The sequence below is a fragment of the Actinoplanes sp. KI2 genome (assembly GCF_025630775.1).
In the GTDB taxonomy this organism is placed as follows: Bacteria; Actinomycetota; Actinomycetes; order Mycobacteriales; family Micromonosporaceae; genus Actinoplanes.
This window is the reverse complement of sequence record NZ_JAOSZE010000016.1, coordinates 83782-99064: the sequence shown is the minus strand read 5'-3', so window position 1 is coordinate 99064 and position 15283 is coordinate 83782. Positions and strand designations below refer to the sequence as shown.

The following is a 15283-nucleotide window of genomic DNA, read 5'->3' as shown; positions in this document are numbered from 1 at the left end:
CCTGATTGAGTACGAGCGGGACAGTCGCCGCCGGTTTCCCGTCCCGTCCGGAGGGCGCTTCCCGCTCGGCGTCGCTGTCCTGTGCGTCCGGCTCCGGCCGTCCCGGGTCCGCCATCAACGCCACGACCGACGGCTCGGTCTCGGGCGCAGCGTCGTCCCCGGCAGCGTCCTCGTCGTCCTCGTCGTCCTCGTCGTCGTGGTCGACCGGCTCGGGCTCGGTTTCGGTGTGCGCCGCGGTCTCGTCGAGGTGCTCCGGCTCGTCCGCCGAGGGCGGCTCCGCGGCGGCCGCCTCGACGCGGTCCTCGACGCTCGGCGGCAGCTCAGCCTCGACCCACATGGCATCGACCGGCTCGACGTCGACCAGTTCGGCCTCGACGGCGTCCGCCTCGATCGGCACGGCACTGAACGGTGCGGCGCTGACGGGTGCCGAGCTGACCGGGGTGGCAGTGATGGGGGCTGCGCTGACGGGTGCGGCGCTGACGGGTGCCGTGCTGACCGGGGTGGCGCTGACGGGTGCCGTGCTGACCGGAGCGGCGCTGATGGGGGCTGCGCTGACCGGTGCGGCGCTGATGGGGGCTGCGCTGACCGGAGCGGCGCTGATGGGGGCTGCGCTGACCGGTGCGGCGCTGACTGGTGCCGCGCTGACCGGGGCTGCGCTGACCGGGTGGGCGTCGGCGGGCGTGCCGCTGACTGGGTGGGTGCTGGTGGGCGTGGCGCTGACCGGCCTGGCGTCGTCCAGGGTGGAGCTGACCGGCATGGCGCTGGTCGGCCGCACGTCAAAGGGTTCCGCCGCCGGCTCGTCGAGGTCGGAGTAGTGATACGCCGTGGGCTCGAGCGGCCCCGAGCTGACCGGCGCGGCAAAGATGTCGGGCTCATCCGCGACCGGCTCGGCACCGACCACCGGCTCGACGATCTCGGCGTCGATCGGCTCGTCCTCGAAGGACACGACGGCCGGCTCCTCGAAGGGCACGCGCTCGGCCGGCGTCTCGACCAGCTCCACGTCGACCGGCTCGTCCCCGGCCACCTCCGCGTAAACCGAGTCGTCGTCGGCCACCTCGGCGTAGACCGGCTCGTCCTCGGCCACTTCGGCGTCGATCGGCTCGGCGTCGACGGGCTCGTTCTCGGCCACCTCGGCGTAGACCGGCTCGGCGTCGATCGGCTCGGCGTCGACGGGCTCGTCCTCGGCCACCTCGGCGTCGATCGGTTCGGCCTCGACCGGCTCGGGGTCGGTCTCCTCGACCCCGGCCGGGGTGATGATCGGCTGGGAGCCGGTTCCGGGCACGAACCAGTTCTGCTTCAGCGACGCCCCGCTGACCGGCGCCGGGTCGTCGGCGACCGCCTCGGGCTCCGGCTCGACCGCCGGCTCCGGCTCGGATTCGTCGGGAATCGCCTCGATCGGCACCGGTGATGTGGCCCCGAGCCCGCTCTGCGACAGCAGCCACCCGAGCCCGTGCGACTCCTCGTCGGCCGACGAACCGGCTGGCGGCTCGGCCGACGAATCGGCTGGCGGCTCGGCCGACGACTGGGCCGGCGGCCCCGTGACCGGCTCGATCCCCGAACCCGCGACCGGCCCGTCCGGCAGCACCACCCACTCCGAGGCGGGCGGTGCGGTGACCGGCTCGACGCTCCGGTCGAACGGCTCCGCCTCGCCCGAGCTCCGGGGAGCGAACACGCCCGCCCCCGACGCCGGGAAAGGCTGCTCGGCGGGCGCCGAGACCGGCCGTGGGTAGTCGGGTCCGGCCTGGCTCGGTGCGGAGACCGGTCGCGGCTGCTCGGGCGGTCCCGCCTGAGCGGGCGCGGAGACTGGGCGCGGCTGCTCGGGCGGTCCCGCCTGGGTGGGTGCGGAGACTGGTCGCGGGGAGTCGGGTTGGGGCTGGGCCGGCGCGGAGGCGGGTCGCCGCTGTTCGGACGGCCCGGCATGAGTCGGCGGCACCGACCACGGGTGCTCCAGCCCGGGCTGGGCCGGACCGGAAGCCGCAGATGGCGGAGCCGCGTGCGTCGATGCGGCGGCCCAGGGGTGTTCCGGCCGGGGCTGGGCCGGGCCGGAGACCGGCTCGGCCGGCGTCGGCGGGTAGACGGGCGCGGGCGGCATGGCCGGATGCGACGGCGTGACCCGGGTGGGCTGCGCCGCGGGCCGGGCAGGCGCGGGCGAGCCCAGTTCGGGCGCCGGCCGCAGGTCGAACGGCCCGTCCGACGGTCGCCGTCCCGGCGGGGCGTCGGGCCGGGTCGGGACGGCATCGGAAGGCGCGGGTCGGGTCGGGACGGCATCGGAGGGCGCGGGCCGGGTCGGGACGGCATCGGAGGGCGCGGGCCGGGTCGGGAAGGCATCGGAGGGCGCGGGCCGGGCGCTGCCGTAAACATGTGGCCCCGAAGCCGGCGATACCGGCCACGGACCGGCGGCCGGACGAGTGTCCATGGGTGGGCGGCCGTCGGACTGCGGCCGTCCCGCACGATCGGGCGAATCACTGTAATAGGGGCGAGCGGCGCCATACGTCCCGGAGTTGGCGGGCGAAACGGGCGCGACGCCCGGCCCACCGACCCGCCCAGCGGGCGGCCGCGGTCCCTGCGGCCCGCCGGCCGGCATGGCCTGCCCACGCTGCGGCGACCCGGGCGCCGCGAACCCGCCGTGCTGCGGTGACCCCGGCGGGGTGCCGGGGGAGTGCTGCGGTGACCCGGGCGGCATGGCGGCCGGCCGCTGCGGCGACCCCGGCGGCGTGCCGTGGAGGGGCTGCGGCGACCCCGGCGGCGTGCCGTGGAGGTGCTGCGGCGACCCCGGCGGCGTGCCGGGGGACTGCTGCGGCGGCCCAGGCATGACCGGCGGGCGCGGTCCATTGGGCGGCAAGGACTGCCCGTGTTGCGGCGCGCCCGGCCCGCGCTGCGGTGACCCCGGCGGCATGGCGGACGGCCGCTGTGGCGACCCCGGCGGCGTGCCGTGGGGGTGCTGTGGCGACCCGGGTGGCATGGCGGACGGCCGCTGCGGCGACCCGGGTGGCATGGCGGACGGCCGCTGTGGCGACCCGGGTGGCATGGCGGACGGCCGCTGTGGCGACCCGGGTGGCATGGCGGACGGCCGCTGGGGCGATCCCGGCGGCCCGGCAGGCGGCCGCTGCGGCGAGCCGGGTGGCATGGCAGGCGGCCGCTGCGGCGAGCCGGGTGGCATGGCAGGCGGCCGCTGCGGCGATCCCGGCGGCCCGGACTGCGGGTGCCCCGACGGAGCGGAGACCGGCGAAACCGAGGCGCGCCCGCCGTGCGAGGTCGGACCGGGGCTGACCGGCACCTGCGGCCCCGGCCGGAACTGCCCGCGAGGCGGTGGCGGGTACTGACCTTCGGCGGACGGGGGCGACTGCCGACCGTAGACGGGCGCGGACCCGCGACGCTGGTCGGGCGCGGGCACCATCCCGGCCGGCCGGTTCCACGACGGCTCGTCGCGCTGCTGCGGGGCCGGGGCGCCACGCTGCGGGTAGCCCGGGTTTTCCCGGCCGGGCGCGGGCCGCGATTCCTGGGCGCGCTCGTCGCGGGAGGCGGGCGGGCGTGGCCCGGAATCGGGCTGGGAGGCCTCGTAGACCGGTGTGTGCACGGCCTTCCGGCGCCCCGGATCGCCCGGATAGCGCTGGCCGGGGGTCTGCGGCTCCCACTCCCAGGTGATCTCGTAGACCCAGGCGGGCTCGTCGCCCCAGCGCTCGTCCCCGCGTTGGGAGCTCCAGCCGTTCATCGGGCACCCAGATACAGGCCCGGTGATTGGCAACGCTCCGTCACGGTCGAGTCCACTTCTTCGTCAGAAAATGTGCGGTGGCCGTCCGGAGACCCGGGTAGAGTCTCCCGGCTCCACTGCGGGGTTTGGAAGGAGATTAACGGCGTGGGTGGGATTGACGCCAGCGGGCTGACGATCTCTCCCGGTCGTCCGTTGCGCGCCTCCGTCACTACTTTCGGTGCACTGGTGTGGTCGGGTTTCCGGCGCTACGCGACCTATCGGCAGGCCACCATAGCCGGATCGTTCACCAACATAGTCTTCGGCTTCCTCCGCTGCTACGTGCTGCTGGCCGTGGCGGACGGCGCGGCCGGGGGACGCCCGGGCGGGTATGACGCCGCGCAACTGGCCACGTACGTCTGGGTGGGGCAGGGCTTACTCAGCGTGGTGGGCATCTGGGGTCCGCCGGATCTTTCGGACCGTATCCGGACCGGTGATGTTGCGTCCGATTTGTTACGTCCGGTCCCGCCGGTGACGGCCTACTTGGCGGCCGATCTCGGGCGGTTCGGCCACGCCGTGCTCACCCGGATGGTGGGGCCGGTGATCGTCGGGGCGATCTTCTTCACCCTGGCGGTGCCGTCCCGCCCGCAGACCGTGCCGTTGTTCCTGGTGTCGGTGGCCCTGGCCACGATCGGGAGCTTCGGGTGCCGTTTCCTGATCAACGCGACCGCCTACTGGCTGCACGACGCCCGCGGGCCGCTGGTGCTCTGGACGCTCGGCTCGGGCGTGCTCTGCGGGCTCTACTTCCCGCTGCGCCTGCTCCCCGAGTGGCTGGCGGTGACGCTCTGGGTGGCCACCCCGTTCCCGGGCCTGCTGCAGACCCCGCTGGACGTGCTGGTCGAGCGCGACCCACCGATGCGGCAGGCCGGCCTGGTCGCGCTGCAAGCGGTCTGGGCGGTGGTGCTGCTCGCGCTCGCCGCCCACGTGCAGCGCCGGGCCGAGCGGAAGCTGGTGGTGCAGGGTGGGTGAGCTGCGTGCGTACGCCGTCCTGCTCGGCGGCAAGGCCCGCTCGATGGCCGCCTATCGCACGTCCTTCGCGATCGAGCTGCTGAGCAACCTCGGCAGCACCGTGCTGGACGTGGTGACCGTCTTCGTCCTCTACCGAGCGACGGCGGTGGTCGGCGGGTTCACGCTGGCCGAGTCGCTGCTGATGACCGGGCTGACCGCGGCCGGCTTCGTGCTCGCCGACCTGACCGTCGGCAACATCGACGACCTCAAGCGGTACGTGCGGGCCGGCACCCTCGACACCGTGCTGATCCGGCCGTTGCGGGTGCTGCCCCAGCTGATCTGCATGGACCTGCCGTTGCGCAAGCTGCTGCGGCTGGCCTTCGGCATTTTCGTGTACGTGACGGCCCTGGTCGCCAACCGCATCCACTGGACCGCCGGCCGGGTCGCGCTCGCCGTGGTCGCGCCGATCGCTGCCGCCGTGTTCTTCGGGGCGATCTTCGTGCTGACCGCGAGCCTGGCCTTCTGGTGGGTCGAGTCGGGGGAGATCGGCGCCGCCTTCACGTATGGCGGGCGCGACTTCACCTCGTACCCGATCACGGTTTACAGCGATTGGTTCCGCGACGTCTTCGCGTACGCGCTGGGCTTTGGTCTGGTCTCCTACCAGCCGGCGCTGGCGCTGCTCGGCCGGACCGATCCCCTGGGTCTGCCGGCCTGGGCCGGCTATGCGGCGCCGCTGGTCTGTCTGCCCGCCGTTGCCGTGGCCGCGCTGGTCTGGCGCACCGGCATCCGTCACTACCGGAGCACCGGCTCATGATTCGCATGCAGGACCTTCGCAAGGATTTCACCGTACGAGTCAAGGCGGGCCGGCTGTTCCGGGAGAAACGCACGGTCCCGGCCGTCGACGGGGTGAGCCTGACGATCGAGCCGGGGGAGATGGTCGGCTACATCGGCCCGAACGGCGCCGGCAAGTCGACCACGCTGAAGATGCTGACCGGCGTGCTCGCGCCGACCGCGGGCGAGGTGTCGGTGTTCGGGCTGACCCCGGTGCCGCAGCGCACCCGGCTGGCGCTGCGCATCGGCGTGGTCTTCGGCCAGCGCTCGCAGCTGTGGTGGGACCTGCCGCTGCGCGAGTCGTTCCGGCTGCTGCGGCACATCTACCGGGTGCCGGCCGCCGAGCACGAGGCCCGGCTGCGCCGCTGCCGCTCGCTGCTCGACCTGGACGAGTTCCTGGACACCCCGGTGCGGCAGCTGTCGCTCGGTCAGCGGATGCGGGGCGAGCTGACGGCGGCGCTGCTGCACGGCCCGGGCGTGCTGTTCCTGGACGAGCCGACGATCGGCCTGGACGTCGTGAGCAAGCAGGCGGTCCGCTCGTTCCTGGCCGAGCTGGGCGCGAGCGGTGACGTCACGCTGGTGCTGACCACCCACGACCTGGCCGACATCGAGCGGCTCTGCCACCGGCTCGTGGTGATCGACCACGGCCGGGTGGTGCACGACGGCACGATCGAGGCCCTGCACGCCCGGTACGGCTCGCGCCGCAGCCTGGTGGTCGACCTCGACCGGCCGCTCGCGCCCGGCTTCACGCTGCCCGGCGCGACGCTGCTCGGGGCCGAGGCGGACGGTCACCGGGTGACGTTCGCCCTGGACACGGCGTCGGCCGGGGAGGCGGTGGCCGGTCTGGTGGCCACCGCCGCGGTCCGCGATCTGTCCGTGGTGGAGCCGGACATCGAGGACGTGGTGGCGCGCCTTTACGCCTCCGCCTGAGGGATCCGCCGGCGCACGTCCTCGACCGTGGCCGCGCCCGGCTCCCAGGCGGCGACCCAGGCCAGGTCGCTCGGCTGGTCGACCACGCCGTCCTCGAGGAACGTGTAGCGCCCGTCGAGCACCCGCTGCGCCGCCCGTACGTCCAGCGAGTCGGTGTTGTCCCAGAGCGCGTCGAACAGCGCGTCGGCCCGCAGCCGGGCCTGGTGGCAGAACAGGTCGGCCAGCTCCCGGCCCTCCGGCCGGTGGGCCCGCTCGGCGTGCGCCCGCACGCAGACCGCGGACATCGCGAACAGCTCCGCGCCGATGTCCACGATCCGGCCGAGGAACCCCTGCTTGCGCTCGAGCTTGCCCTGCCAGCGGGACATCGCGTAGAAGGTCGAGCGGCCCAGCTTGCGGGAGGCGCGCTCGACGTACCGCAGGTGTGCGGCGAGCGGGCCGAACTCGCCGTACGCGGTCGGCGCCTGGCCCTTGCCGACGGCGAGGGTGGGCAGCCACTTCGCGTAGAAGCCGCCGGCTCGGGCCGCGGCCCGCGCCTTGCGGTTGAGGCCGGCCTCCGGGTCGATGATGTCGCCGGCCACCGACAGGTGGGCGTCCACCGCCTCGCGGGCGATCAGCAGGTGCATGATCTCGGTGGAGCCCTCGAAGATCCGGTTGATCCGCAGGTCACGCAGCAGCTGCTCGGCCTCGGCCGGGCGTTCGCCGCGGGCGATGAGCGACTCGTTTTTCTCGTAACCGCGGCCGCCCCGGATCTGGATCAGCTCGTCGGCGACCTGCCAGGCCATCTCGCTGGCGAACAGCTTGATCAGCGCCGCCTCGATCCGGATGTCGTTGCGGTCGTCGTCGGCGATCATGCAGCACAGGTCGAGGGTCGACTCCATCGCGTACGTGGTGGCGGCGATGAAGGCGATCTTCTTGGCCACCGCCTCGTGCATGCCGACCGCGCGTCCCCATTGGACCCGGTCGGCCGACCACTCGCGGGCGATCGCGAGGGACCGCTTGCCGGCGCTCACGCACATCGCAGGCAGCGAGAGCCGGCCGGTGTTCAGCGTGGTCAGCGCGATCTTGAGCCCCTTGCCGAGCCCGCCGATGACGTTGGCCTCGGGTACGAACACGTCGTGGAACCGGGTCACGCTGTTTTCCAGGCCGCGCAGCCCGAGGAACTCGTTGCGCCGCTCGACGGTGATGCCGTCGGCGTCGCCCTCGACCACGAACGCGGTGATGCCCTTGCCCGGCACCCGGGCCATCACCACCAGCAGGGTGGCGACCGTGCCGTTGGTGGCCCACAGCTTCACGCCGTTCAGCCTGAAGCCGCCCTCGACCGGCTCGGCGACGGTGCCGAGCCGGGCCGGGTCGGAGCCGACATCCGGCTCGGTCAGCAGGAACGCGGAGACCTCGCCGGCCGCGAGCCGGGGCAGGAACTTCTTCTTCTGCTCGGGGCTGCCGAACAGCTTCAGCGGCTGCGGCACGCCGATCGACTGGTGTGCCGAGAGCAGCGCGCCGATCGAGGCGTTGGCCGAGCCGACCAGGGTCAGCGCCCGGCAGTAGTGCAGATTGGTGAGCCCGAGCCCGCCGTACTCCTTATCGATCTTCATGCCGAACGCGCCGAGCCGGGCCAGGCCCTGGAAGACCTCGTCGGGGATGCGCGCGTCGTGCTCGATCCGCTGCCCGTCGATCTCGGAGCGGGCGAACGCGTCGAGCTTGCGGAGGAACTCGTCGGCATCCGGGCGGGGCTGCTCGGCGGGCCACGGGTCGATCAGATCGAGCCGGAACCGGCCCAGGAAGAGCTCCTTGCCGAAACTCGGCTTGCGCCACTCGGACTCGCGGGCGGCCTCGGCGACCTGCCGGGCCTGTTTCTCGGAGACATTGCGCTGGGTCGCGGTCATCGCAGACCTCCTCGGTCGCCACGTTGCTCCTCGTCGCCACGTTACCGAGGCGTGTTACCCCGCGGTAGCGCCGAAACAACCTTTTGTGTTCAGCGATGCTCCATGACGAGGACGGCCCACGACGTCTCCAGCGCCTCGTACTGGTGCGGCACGTCGCCGGGGAAGGTCACGTAGTCGCCGGGCGCGAGCTCGACCTCCTCGCCGACCGGTCCGGTCCGGAGCCGGCCGGCCCCGAGCACCAGATGCTCGACGCTGCCCGGGATGTGCGCGGCCGCCGTCCGGGGCTGGCCGGGCTCGAGCTCCATCAGGTAGATGTCCCGCCGGGTGTGCGGTGAACCGGCCGCGAGCAGCTTGACCAGCACATCGGCCTGGTCCGCCTCGAGCCGCTGACCCTCGCCGGACCGGATCACCCGTACCTGGGCGGTGGGCGGCTCGACCAGCCGGCTGAACGGCACGCCCAGCGCCACCCCGAGCGACCACAGTGTCTCGATGCTCGGGTTGCCGGTGCCCGCCTCCAGTTGGGAGAGCGTCGACTTGGCCAGGCCGGCCCGGCGGGCGAGCTCGGCCAGCGAGATGCCGGCCCGCTCGCGCTCGCGGCGCAGGGCGGTGGCGATCGTGGCAAGCGGCGGCGCCGGCTGTTGCATGTTCGCTCCATCGATCGGGTCGTTCGATTTGACGAACGGTAGTCCGTCGTTCAATATTTCAAACCATGCGTACGGTACAGCGAACGGTCGAGGATCGCGCCCTGCTGCGCGACGCGGCGACCATCGCGGCGGCCATGGTCGCGGTGGGCGCGTCGTTCGGGGCCATCGCGATCGCGTACGGGCTGCCCACCTGGGTGCCGTTCCTGATGTCCACGGTCGTCTTCGCGGGCGGTTCGCAGTTCCTCGCGGTCGGCCTGCTCGCGGCCGGCAACCCGCTCGCCGCCGTCTTCGCCGGGCTGCTGCTCAACGCCCGCCACCTGCCGTTCGGCCTGGCCGTCGGCGACGCGCTGGGTCCACGCCTGCGCACCCGGGTGATCGGCAGCCACGTGCTGACCGACGAGGTCGCCGCCTTCACCCTGGCCGAGACCGATCCGGTACGACGTCGCCGGGTCTACCTGATCATCGGGGCGACGCTGTTCACGTCCTGGAACATCGGCACCGCCCTCGGGGTCCTCCTCGGCGGCGCGACCGGCGACCCGAACGCGCTGGGCCTGGACGCCGCGTTCCCGGCCGCCCTGCTGGCGCTGATCATGCCGTCGTTGCGGGATCGCGCCACCCGCGTCGTGGCCCTGACCGGGGCGGCGGTGGCGGTGCTGCTCACGCCGGTCCTCCCGGCCGGCCTGCCGGTGCTGTGCGCGCTGGTCGGGCTGCTGACGCTGGTCAGGGCGAAACGATGCTGATCGCGGCGATCGTCGCGCTGGGGGTCGGCACCTACAGCATGCGGCTCGGCGGGGTGCTGCTCCGCGGCCGGCTCAAGCTCTCCGCTGCGGTTCAGCGCGTCCTGCAGATGGCCGCCGCGGCGCTGCTCGCCGCCCTGGCCGGCACGGCCGCGCTGATGGCCGGTGTCGAGTTCGCCGGCGTCGCGAGGCCGGCCGGAGTGCTGGTCGGCGGCGTGCTCGCCTGGCGCAAGGCGCCGTTCGTCGTGGTGGTGCTGGCCGCGGCCGGTACCGCAGCGCTGCTCCGACTGGCCGGGGTGCCCTAGATCTTGTCGCTTCCGGCCGGGCCGACGTGCCTCAGACCTTGTCGCCTCCGGCCGGGCCGACGTGCCTCAGATCTTGTCGCCGAGGCCGACCTGCGGCTTCGGCACCCGCATCCGGCGGAACGAGAGGGCGCGCATCACGCCGTACAGCTGGAGCGAGCCCATCCGCTGCGTCGTCTTCGGGAAGCGCTCACGCACCAGCTTCTTCACCCGGCGGGAGATCAGGACGCTGTCCACGATCACGGCGACCGCGAGCAGCGCCCAGAGCAGGTTGCTGGCCAGCTGGATGATCGGGATCCGGATCATCGAGCCGATCAGCACCACCGCCGCGCCGCCGAAGAACCAGGTGCCGACCGTACGGCGCGAGTCGATGATGTCGCGGACCAGCTTGCGCTCCGGGCCGCGGTCGCGGGCCAGCAGGTAGCGCTCGTCGCCGGCGCGCATGCCCTCGGCGGCCTCGGCACGCTCCACCCGCTGCCGCTCGCGCATCTGCTTCATGGCCTCGCGGCGGTTCGCCGGGGCCTCGGCGTTGACCTTGCGAGCCGTGCTCTGCCGCTTCGGCGTGGACTGGCCGAGCTCCCGCTTGCTGGGGGTGTAGCTCTTCGGCTTGGGCGCGTCGTCGGTCACCTCCTCCGGCACAGGCTCGGAGGAGGCGACGTCGGCGGGCTTACGGCGAAAGAGCGAGGACACGGTAGGAGAGTAGCCGGTAGGTTCAGCCGACCTGTATCAGAGGCGCTCGACGTGCGCGCCGAGGGCCGCGAGCTTGTTCTCGAAGTCCTCGTAGCCCCGGTTGATCAGGTCGACGCCGTACACCCGCGAGGTGCCCTCGGCGGCCAGCGCCGCGATCAGGTGCGCGAAGCCGGCCCGCAGGTCGGGGATCACCAGGTCGGCCGCGTGCAGCTTGGACGGGCCGGCGATGACCGCCGAGTGCCGGAAGTTGCGGCGGCCGAAGCGGCACGGCGTGCCACCCAGGCAGTCCCGGTAGACCTGGATCGTCGCGCCCATCTGGTTGAGCGCCTCGGTGTAGCCGAGCCGCTGCTCGTACACCGTCTCGTGCATGATCGACAGGCCGCGGGCCTGGGTCAGCGCGACCACCAGCGGCTGCTGCCAGTCGGTCATGAAACCGGGGTGCACGTCCGTCTCGAGCGCGACCGGCTGCAGGTCGCCGCCCGGGTGCCAGAACTTGATGCCGCCCTCGGCGCCGGTCACCCCGGTCCGGCCGACCCGGTCGTCGGTGATCTGGAACTCGCCGCCGATCGAGCGGAACACGTTCAGGAACGTCATCATGTCGGCCTGCCGGGCGCCGAGCACCTCGATCTCGCCCTTGGTGGCCAGCGCCGCCGCGGCCCAGCTGGCCGCCTCGATCCGGTCCGGGATCGGCTTGTGCGCGTAGCCGTGCAACTTCGGCACACCCTGGATCTCGATGACCCGGTCGGTGTGCACCGTGATGATGCCGCCCATCTTCTGCAGCACGCAGATCAGGTCGATGATCTCCGGCTCGATGGCGGCGTTGCGCAGCTCGGTGACGCCCTCGGCGCGGACGGCGGTGAGCAGCACCTGCTCGGTGGCGCCGACGCTGGGGTAGGGCAGCTCGAGCTTGGCGCCCTTGAGGCCGTTCGGCGCGCTCAGGTGCATGCCCTCGGGGGCCTTGTCGACGACCGCGCCGAACTCGCGCAGCGCCTGGATGTGGAAGTCGATCGGCCGCGGGCCGATGTGGCAGCCGCCCAGGTCCGGGATGAACGCCCGGCCCAGCCGGTGCAGCAGCGGGCCGCAGAACAGGATCGGGATCCGGCTGGACCCGGCATGCACGTTGATCTCGTCGGTGCTGGCCGATTCGACGTTGGTCGGGTCCATCACGATCTCGCCGTCGTCGGCGCCGTCGGTGACCTTGACGCCGTGCAGCTCGAGCAGGCCGCGGACGACCTCGACGTCGCGGATGCGCGGCACGTCGTAGAGGCGGCTCGGCGTCTCGCCCAGCAGGGCGGCGACCATGGCCTTGGAGACGAGATTCTTGGCGCCACGGACCCGGATCTGACCCTGTAGCGGTGCACCGCCGTGCACGACCAGGACATCGTCGGTCAACGTAACCTCCAGCCGGCGGGCGATCGGGGCCCGAAAGTGAACGAGGGGCAGGCTTCGGGCGGGGGTACCCGTGTCTGCAACCGGGGAAGCATAGCGCTGCGTGACGATAAGGGAAGTCGGACAACGCCCGCGCAGTGAAGAAATGCTGATGATTAAGACACTGTAAAGGCGCCGCCACTCAGAGGGCGCTCTTACCGTTACTCTGTGTTATGGAAGGGCGAGCATCTGGTCGAGGGCGATCCGGGCGTGGTGCGCGGTGTCCTCGTCGACCGTGATCTGGTTGGGCACCCGGCCGGCCGCCAGCTCCTCCAGCGCCCAGACCAGGTGCGGCAGATCGATCCGGTTCATCGTCGAGCAGTAGCAGACCGTTCGGTCGAGGAACATGATCTGCTTGTCCGGGTGGGCGAGCGCCATCCGGCGTACGAGATTGAGCTCGGTCCCCACCGCCCACGCCGAACCCGCCGGCGCCGCATCCAGGGCCTTGATGATGTACTCGGTCGAGCCGACCTGGTCGGCCGCCTGCACCACCTCGTGCCGGCACTCCGGGTGGACCAGCACGTTCACCCCCGGCACCCGCTCGCGCACCTCGCGCACGCTGTCGATGGTGAACCGGCCGTGCACCGAGCAGTGCCCGCGCCACAGGATCATCCGGGCGTTGCGCAGCTGCTCGTCGGTCAGGCCGCCGTTCGGCTTGTGCGGGTCGTAGAGCACACAATCCTCAAGATCAAAGCCCATTTCCAGTACGGCGGTGTTGCGCCCCAGGTGCTGGTCGGGCAGGAAGAAGACCTTCGAGCCCTGCTCGAACGACCAGGTCAGCGCCCGTTTCGCGTTGGACGAGGTGCAGACCACGCCCTTGTTGCGGCCGACGAAGCCCTTGATGTCGGCCGACGAGTTCATGTAGGTGACCGGGACGATCTCGTTTCCGATGGTTTTGTTCTGGGGTTTTCCGCCGCGGGTCGGCGCAGTGATGCCCAGGTCCTCGAAGTGCTCCCAGGCCGTCTGCACCTGGCCGAGGACGGCCATGTCGGCCATCGAACAGCCGGCCGCGAGGTCGGGCAGGATCACCTTCTGCTCGGGCTTGGTCAGGATGTCGGCGCTCTCGGCCATGAAGTGCACGCCGCAGAAGACGATGAACTCGGCATCCGGCCGGGCCGCGGCCTGCTGGGCGAGCTTGAACGAGTCGCCGGTGACGTCGGCGAACTGGATGACCTCGTCGCGCTGGTAGTGGTGGCCCAGGACGAAGACGCGGTCGCCGAGCGCGGCCTTGGCGGCGGTGGCCCGGGCCACCAGGTCGGGGTCGCTCGGTGCGGGCAGTTCGCCGGGGCAGTCGACGCCGCGCTCGGAGGCGGGGTCGCTGCCACGGCCGAGCAAAAGCAACGCGGTAGCGGTGTCAGCAGGCTCGATCCAGGTCACGCCGCCATAGTGGCACAGCGGGGCACGGTCTTCCCCGTCGCTCAAAAGTGGCCTGCCACACTCAGGAGGTGCGCGTACTGATCTGTCCGGACAAGTTCGCCGGCACCCTCTCCGCCCCCGATGTCGCTTCCGCCGTCGCCGCGGGCTGGCTGGGCGAAGATCACCTCGTTCAGCGTCCCCTGTCCGACGGTGGCCCTGGCTTCGTCGAGGTGCTCGCCGGGGCGCTGGACGGCCGGCGGCTGCCGGTGGAGACCGTCGATCCGCTCGGCCGCCCGGCGCGCGGCGAGATCCTGCTCTCCGGCACCACGGCGTACCTCGAGAGCGCCCAGGCCTGCGGCCTGCACCTGCTGACCGCGCAGGAGCGCGATCCCAACATCACCACCTCGTACGGCCTGGGCCTGCTGATGACGGCCGCGGTCGAGGCGGGCGCGGCCGAGTTGGTGATCGGCCTGGGCGGCTCGGCGGTCAACGACGGGGGAGCGGGCATGCTCGCCGCGCTCGGCGCCGCCCCGATCGACGTGGCCGGAAACGCCCTCCCGTACGGCGGGGCGGTGCTCAGCGCCGCGGTGGCGCTCGGCGGACAGCCCCGGCTGCGGCAGGCCCGCATCGTCGTCGCCACCGACGTCGACAACCCGCTGACCGGCCTGCACGGCGCCAGCAAGGTCTACGGCCCGCAGAAGGGCGCCACCGAGGAGGACGTCTTCCGGCTGGACGCCGCGCTGGAGCAGTTCGCCGGCGTCCTCGAGCAGGCGTTCGGGCTCACCGACCTGGAGGTCGCGCCCGGCGGCGGCGCGGCCGGCGGCATCGGCGCGGCGCTGATCGCCCTCGGCGGCCGGGTCACCTCGGGCATCGGCCTGGTCGGCACGCTGATCGGGCTGGAGAAGGAGCTGGACGCCGCCGACCTGGTGATCACCGGGGAGGGGTCGTTCGACCATCAGTCGCTGCGCGGCAAGGTGGTGGCCGGCATCGCGAACGGCGCCCGCGACCGGGGGCTGCCCTGCGTCGTGGTGTGCGGCCGGAACGAGACCGGCTACCGGGAGGCGGCCGGTGCCGGGGTCACCGAGACCCTGTCGCTGACGGATCACTTCGGGTCGGAGGAAATCGCGCTGGCCGAGCCCGCCCGTGGCCTGCGCGAACTCGCCGGCAGGCTGTCCCGTCAGTGGAGTAGGTGAGAGGAAAGCCACCCGGATTGGGAATCATCGGAACAGGGGCTAGCGTTGGGTGGTACTGCAGACCACCGCAGACCCCACCGTGGCAGGGAGATACGCAGTGACCACTGAAGCGCACACCGAGTCGACCGAGGCCGCCGCGCCCACCGGCGTCATCCTTACCGACGTCGCCGCTGTGAAGGTCAAGGCCCTGATCGAGCAGGAAGGCCGGGATGACCTGCGCCTGCGTATCGCCGTTCAGCCGGGCGGCTGCTCCGGCCTGCGCTACCAGCTCTTCTTCGACGAGCGCTCGCTCGACGGCGACGTCGTCAACGACTTCGGCGGGGTCGAGGTCGTCGTCGACCGGATGAGCGCGCCCTACCTGGCCGGCGCCACCATCGACTTCGCGGACCGGATCGACGCGCAGGGCTTCACGATCGACAACCCGAACGCGCAGAACTCGTGCGCATGCGGCGACTCGTTCCACTGATCCGTCCCGCTGATATTGCACGATCAGGCGGAAACCTCCGCAGGCCGTCCCGTTAACGGGGCGGCCTGCGTCGCGTAACGTGCCGGTAGGCTGCGTAGGCAAGCTCGCCCCCTGTTCCCGACCTCGA

General features: G+C 72.4%; 15 protein-coding genes. 10 read left to right on the top strand and 5 right to left on the bottom strand.

Going from position 1 to position 15283, the window contains the following annotated elements:
• The first annotated feature begins 335 nt into the window (after window positions 1-335).
• From ODJ79_RS47180 to ODJ79_RS18500, 6 genes are all read left to right on the top strand, one after another.
• Window positions 336-815, top strand: coding sequence for a pentapeptide repeat-containing protein (locus ODJ79_RS47180; RefSeq protein WP_411267343.1), 480 nt, complete (start codon window positions 336-338; stop codon window positions 813-815).
• Window positions 815-1408, top strand: coding sequence for a hypothetical protein (locus ODJ79_RS47175; protein ID WP_411267342.1), 594 nt, complete (start codon window positions 815-817; stop codon window positions 1406-1408). The genes ODJ79_RS47180 and ODJ79_RS47175 overlap by 1 nt, the downstream gene beginning before the upstream one ends.
• Before the next feature lies 1 nt (window position 1409).
• The gene (locus ODJ79_RS47170) at window positions 1410-1730 is read left to right on the top strand and encodes a hypothetical protein (protein WP_411267341.1); all 321 of its coding nucleotides are present in this window, start codon (window positions 1410-1412) and stop codon (window positions 1728-1730) included.
• 2126 nt (window positions 1731-3856) lie between these two features.
• Window positions 3857-4717, top strand: coding sequence for an ABC transporter permease (locus tag ODJ79_RS18510; protein WP_411267340.1), 861 nt, complete (start codon window positions 3857-3859; stop codon window positions 4715-4717).
• A complete protein-coding gene (locus ODJ79_RS18505; protein WP_263024726.1) occupies window positions 4710-5510 on the top strand; it encodes an ABC transporter permease in 801 nt (266 codons plus the stop codon). Before ODJ79_RS18510 ends, ODJ79_RS18505 begins: the two co-directional genes overlap by 8 nt.
• The gene (locus tag ODJ79_RS18500) at window positions 5507-6457 is read left to right on the top strand and encodes an ATP-binding cassette domain-containing protein (protein ID WP_263024725.1); all 951 of its coding nucleotides are present in this window, start codon (window positions 5507-5509) and stop codon (window positions 6455-6457) included. The genes ODJ79_RS18505 and ODJ79_RS18500 overlap by 4 nt, the downstream gene beginning before the upstream one ends.
• On the opposite strand, the gene ODJ79_RS18495 is transcribed toward ODJ79_RS18500, so the two are convergent.
• Entirely contained in the window at window positions 6442-8340 is a 1899-nt protein-coding gene (locus ODJ79_RS18495) for an acyl-CoA dehydrogenase family protein (protein WP_263024724.1), read from the bottom strand. The two genes, ODJ79_RS18500 and ODJ79_RS18495, sit on opposite strands and share 16 nt — an antisense overlap.
• Before the next feature lie 89 nt (window positions 8341-8429).
• Window positions 8430-8984, bottom strand: coding sequence for a helix-turn-helix domain-containing protein (locus ODJ79_RS18490; RefSeq protein ID WP_263024723.1), 555 nt, complete (start codon window positions 8982-8984; stop codon window positions 8430-8432).
• A gap of 65 nt (window positions 8985-9049) precedes the next feature.
• Between ODJ79_RS18490 and ODJ79_RS18485 the strand changes: the two genes are divergently transcribed.
• Window positions 9050-9724 (top strand): AzlC family ABC transporter permease, encoded by a 675-nt coding sequence (locus tag ODJ79_RS18485; protein ID WP_263024722.1) that lies wholly within the window; start codon window positions 9050-9052, stop codon window positions 9722-9724.
• A complete protein-coding gene (locus ODJ79_RS18480) occupies window positions 9718-10026 on the top strand; it encodes an AzlD domain-containing protein (protein ID WP_263024721.1) in 309 nt (102 codons plus the stop codon). The genes ODJ79_RS18485 and ODJ79_RS18480 overlap by 7 nt, the downstream gene beginning before the upstream one ends.
• Before the next feature lie 66 nt (window positions 10027-10092).
• Here ODJ79_RS18480 and ODJ79_RS18475 read toward each other — a convergent pair whose 3' ends face one another.
• From ODJ79_RS18475 to nadA, 3 genes are all read right to left on the bottom strand, one after another.
• Complete coding sequence (locus ODJ79_RS18475; RefSeq protein WP_263024720.1) at window positions 10093-10713, bottom strand: DUF3043 domain-containing protein; 621 nt, start codon at window positions 10711-10713, stop codon at window positions 10093-10095.
• A gap of 36 nt (window positions 10714-10749) precedes the next feature.
• Window positions 10750-12105, bottom strand: coding sequence for a UDP-N-acetylglucosamine 1-carboxyvinyltransferase (gene murA, locus ODJ79_RS18470; protein WP_317620673.1), 1356 nt, complete (start codon window positions 12103-12105; stop codon window positions 10750-10752).
• 207 nt (window positions 12106-12312) lie between these two features.
• The gene (nadA, locus tag ODJ79_RS18465) at window positions 12313-13518 is read right to left on the bottom strand and encodes a quinolinate synthase NadA (protein ID WP_263024719.1); all 1206 of its coding nucleotides are present in this window, start codon (window positions 13516-13518) and stop codon (window positions 12313-12315) included.
• 68 nt (window positions 13519-13586) lie between these two features.
• On the opposite strand from nadA, the gene ODJ79_RS18460 reads away from it, so the two are divergent.
• Both ODJ79_RS18460 and erpA read left to right on the top strand, forming a co-directional pair.
• Complete coding sequence (locus ODJ79_RS18460; protein WP_263024718.1) at window positions 13587-14690, top strand: glycerate kinase; 1104 nt, start codon at window positions 13587-13589, stop codon at window positions 14688-14690.
• Window positions 14691-14787: 97 nt separating this feature from the next.
• Window positions 14788-15156, top strand: coding sequence for an iron-sulfur cluster insertion protein ErpA (gene erpA, locus ODJ79_RS18455; RefSeq protein ID WP_263024717.1), 369 nt, complete (start codon window positions 14788-14790; stop codon window positions 15154-15156).
• Window positions 15157-15283: the final 127 nt, after the last annotated feature.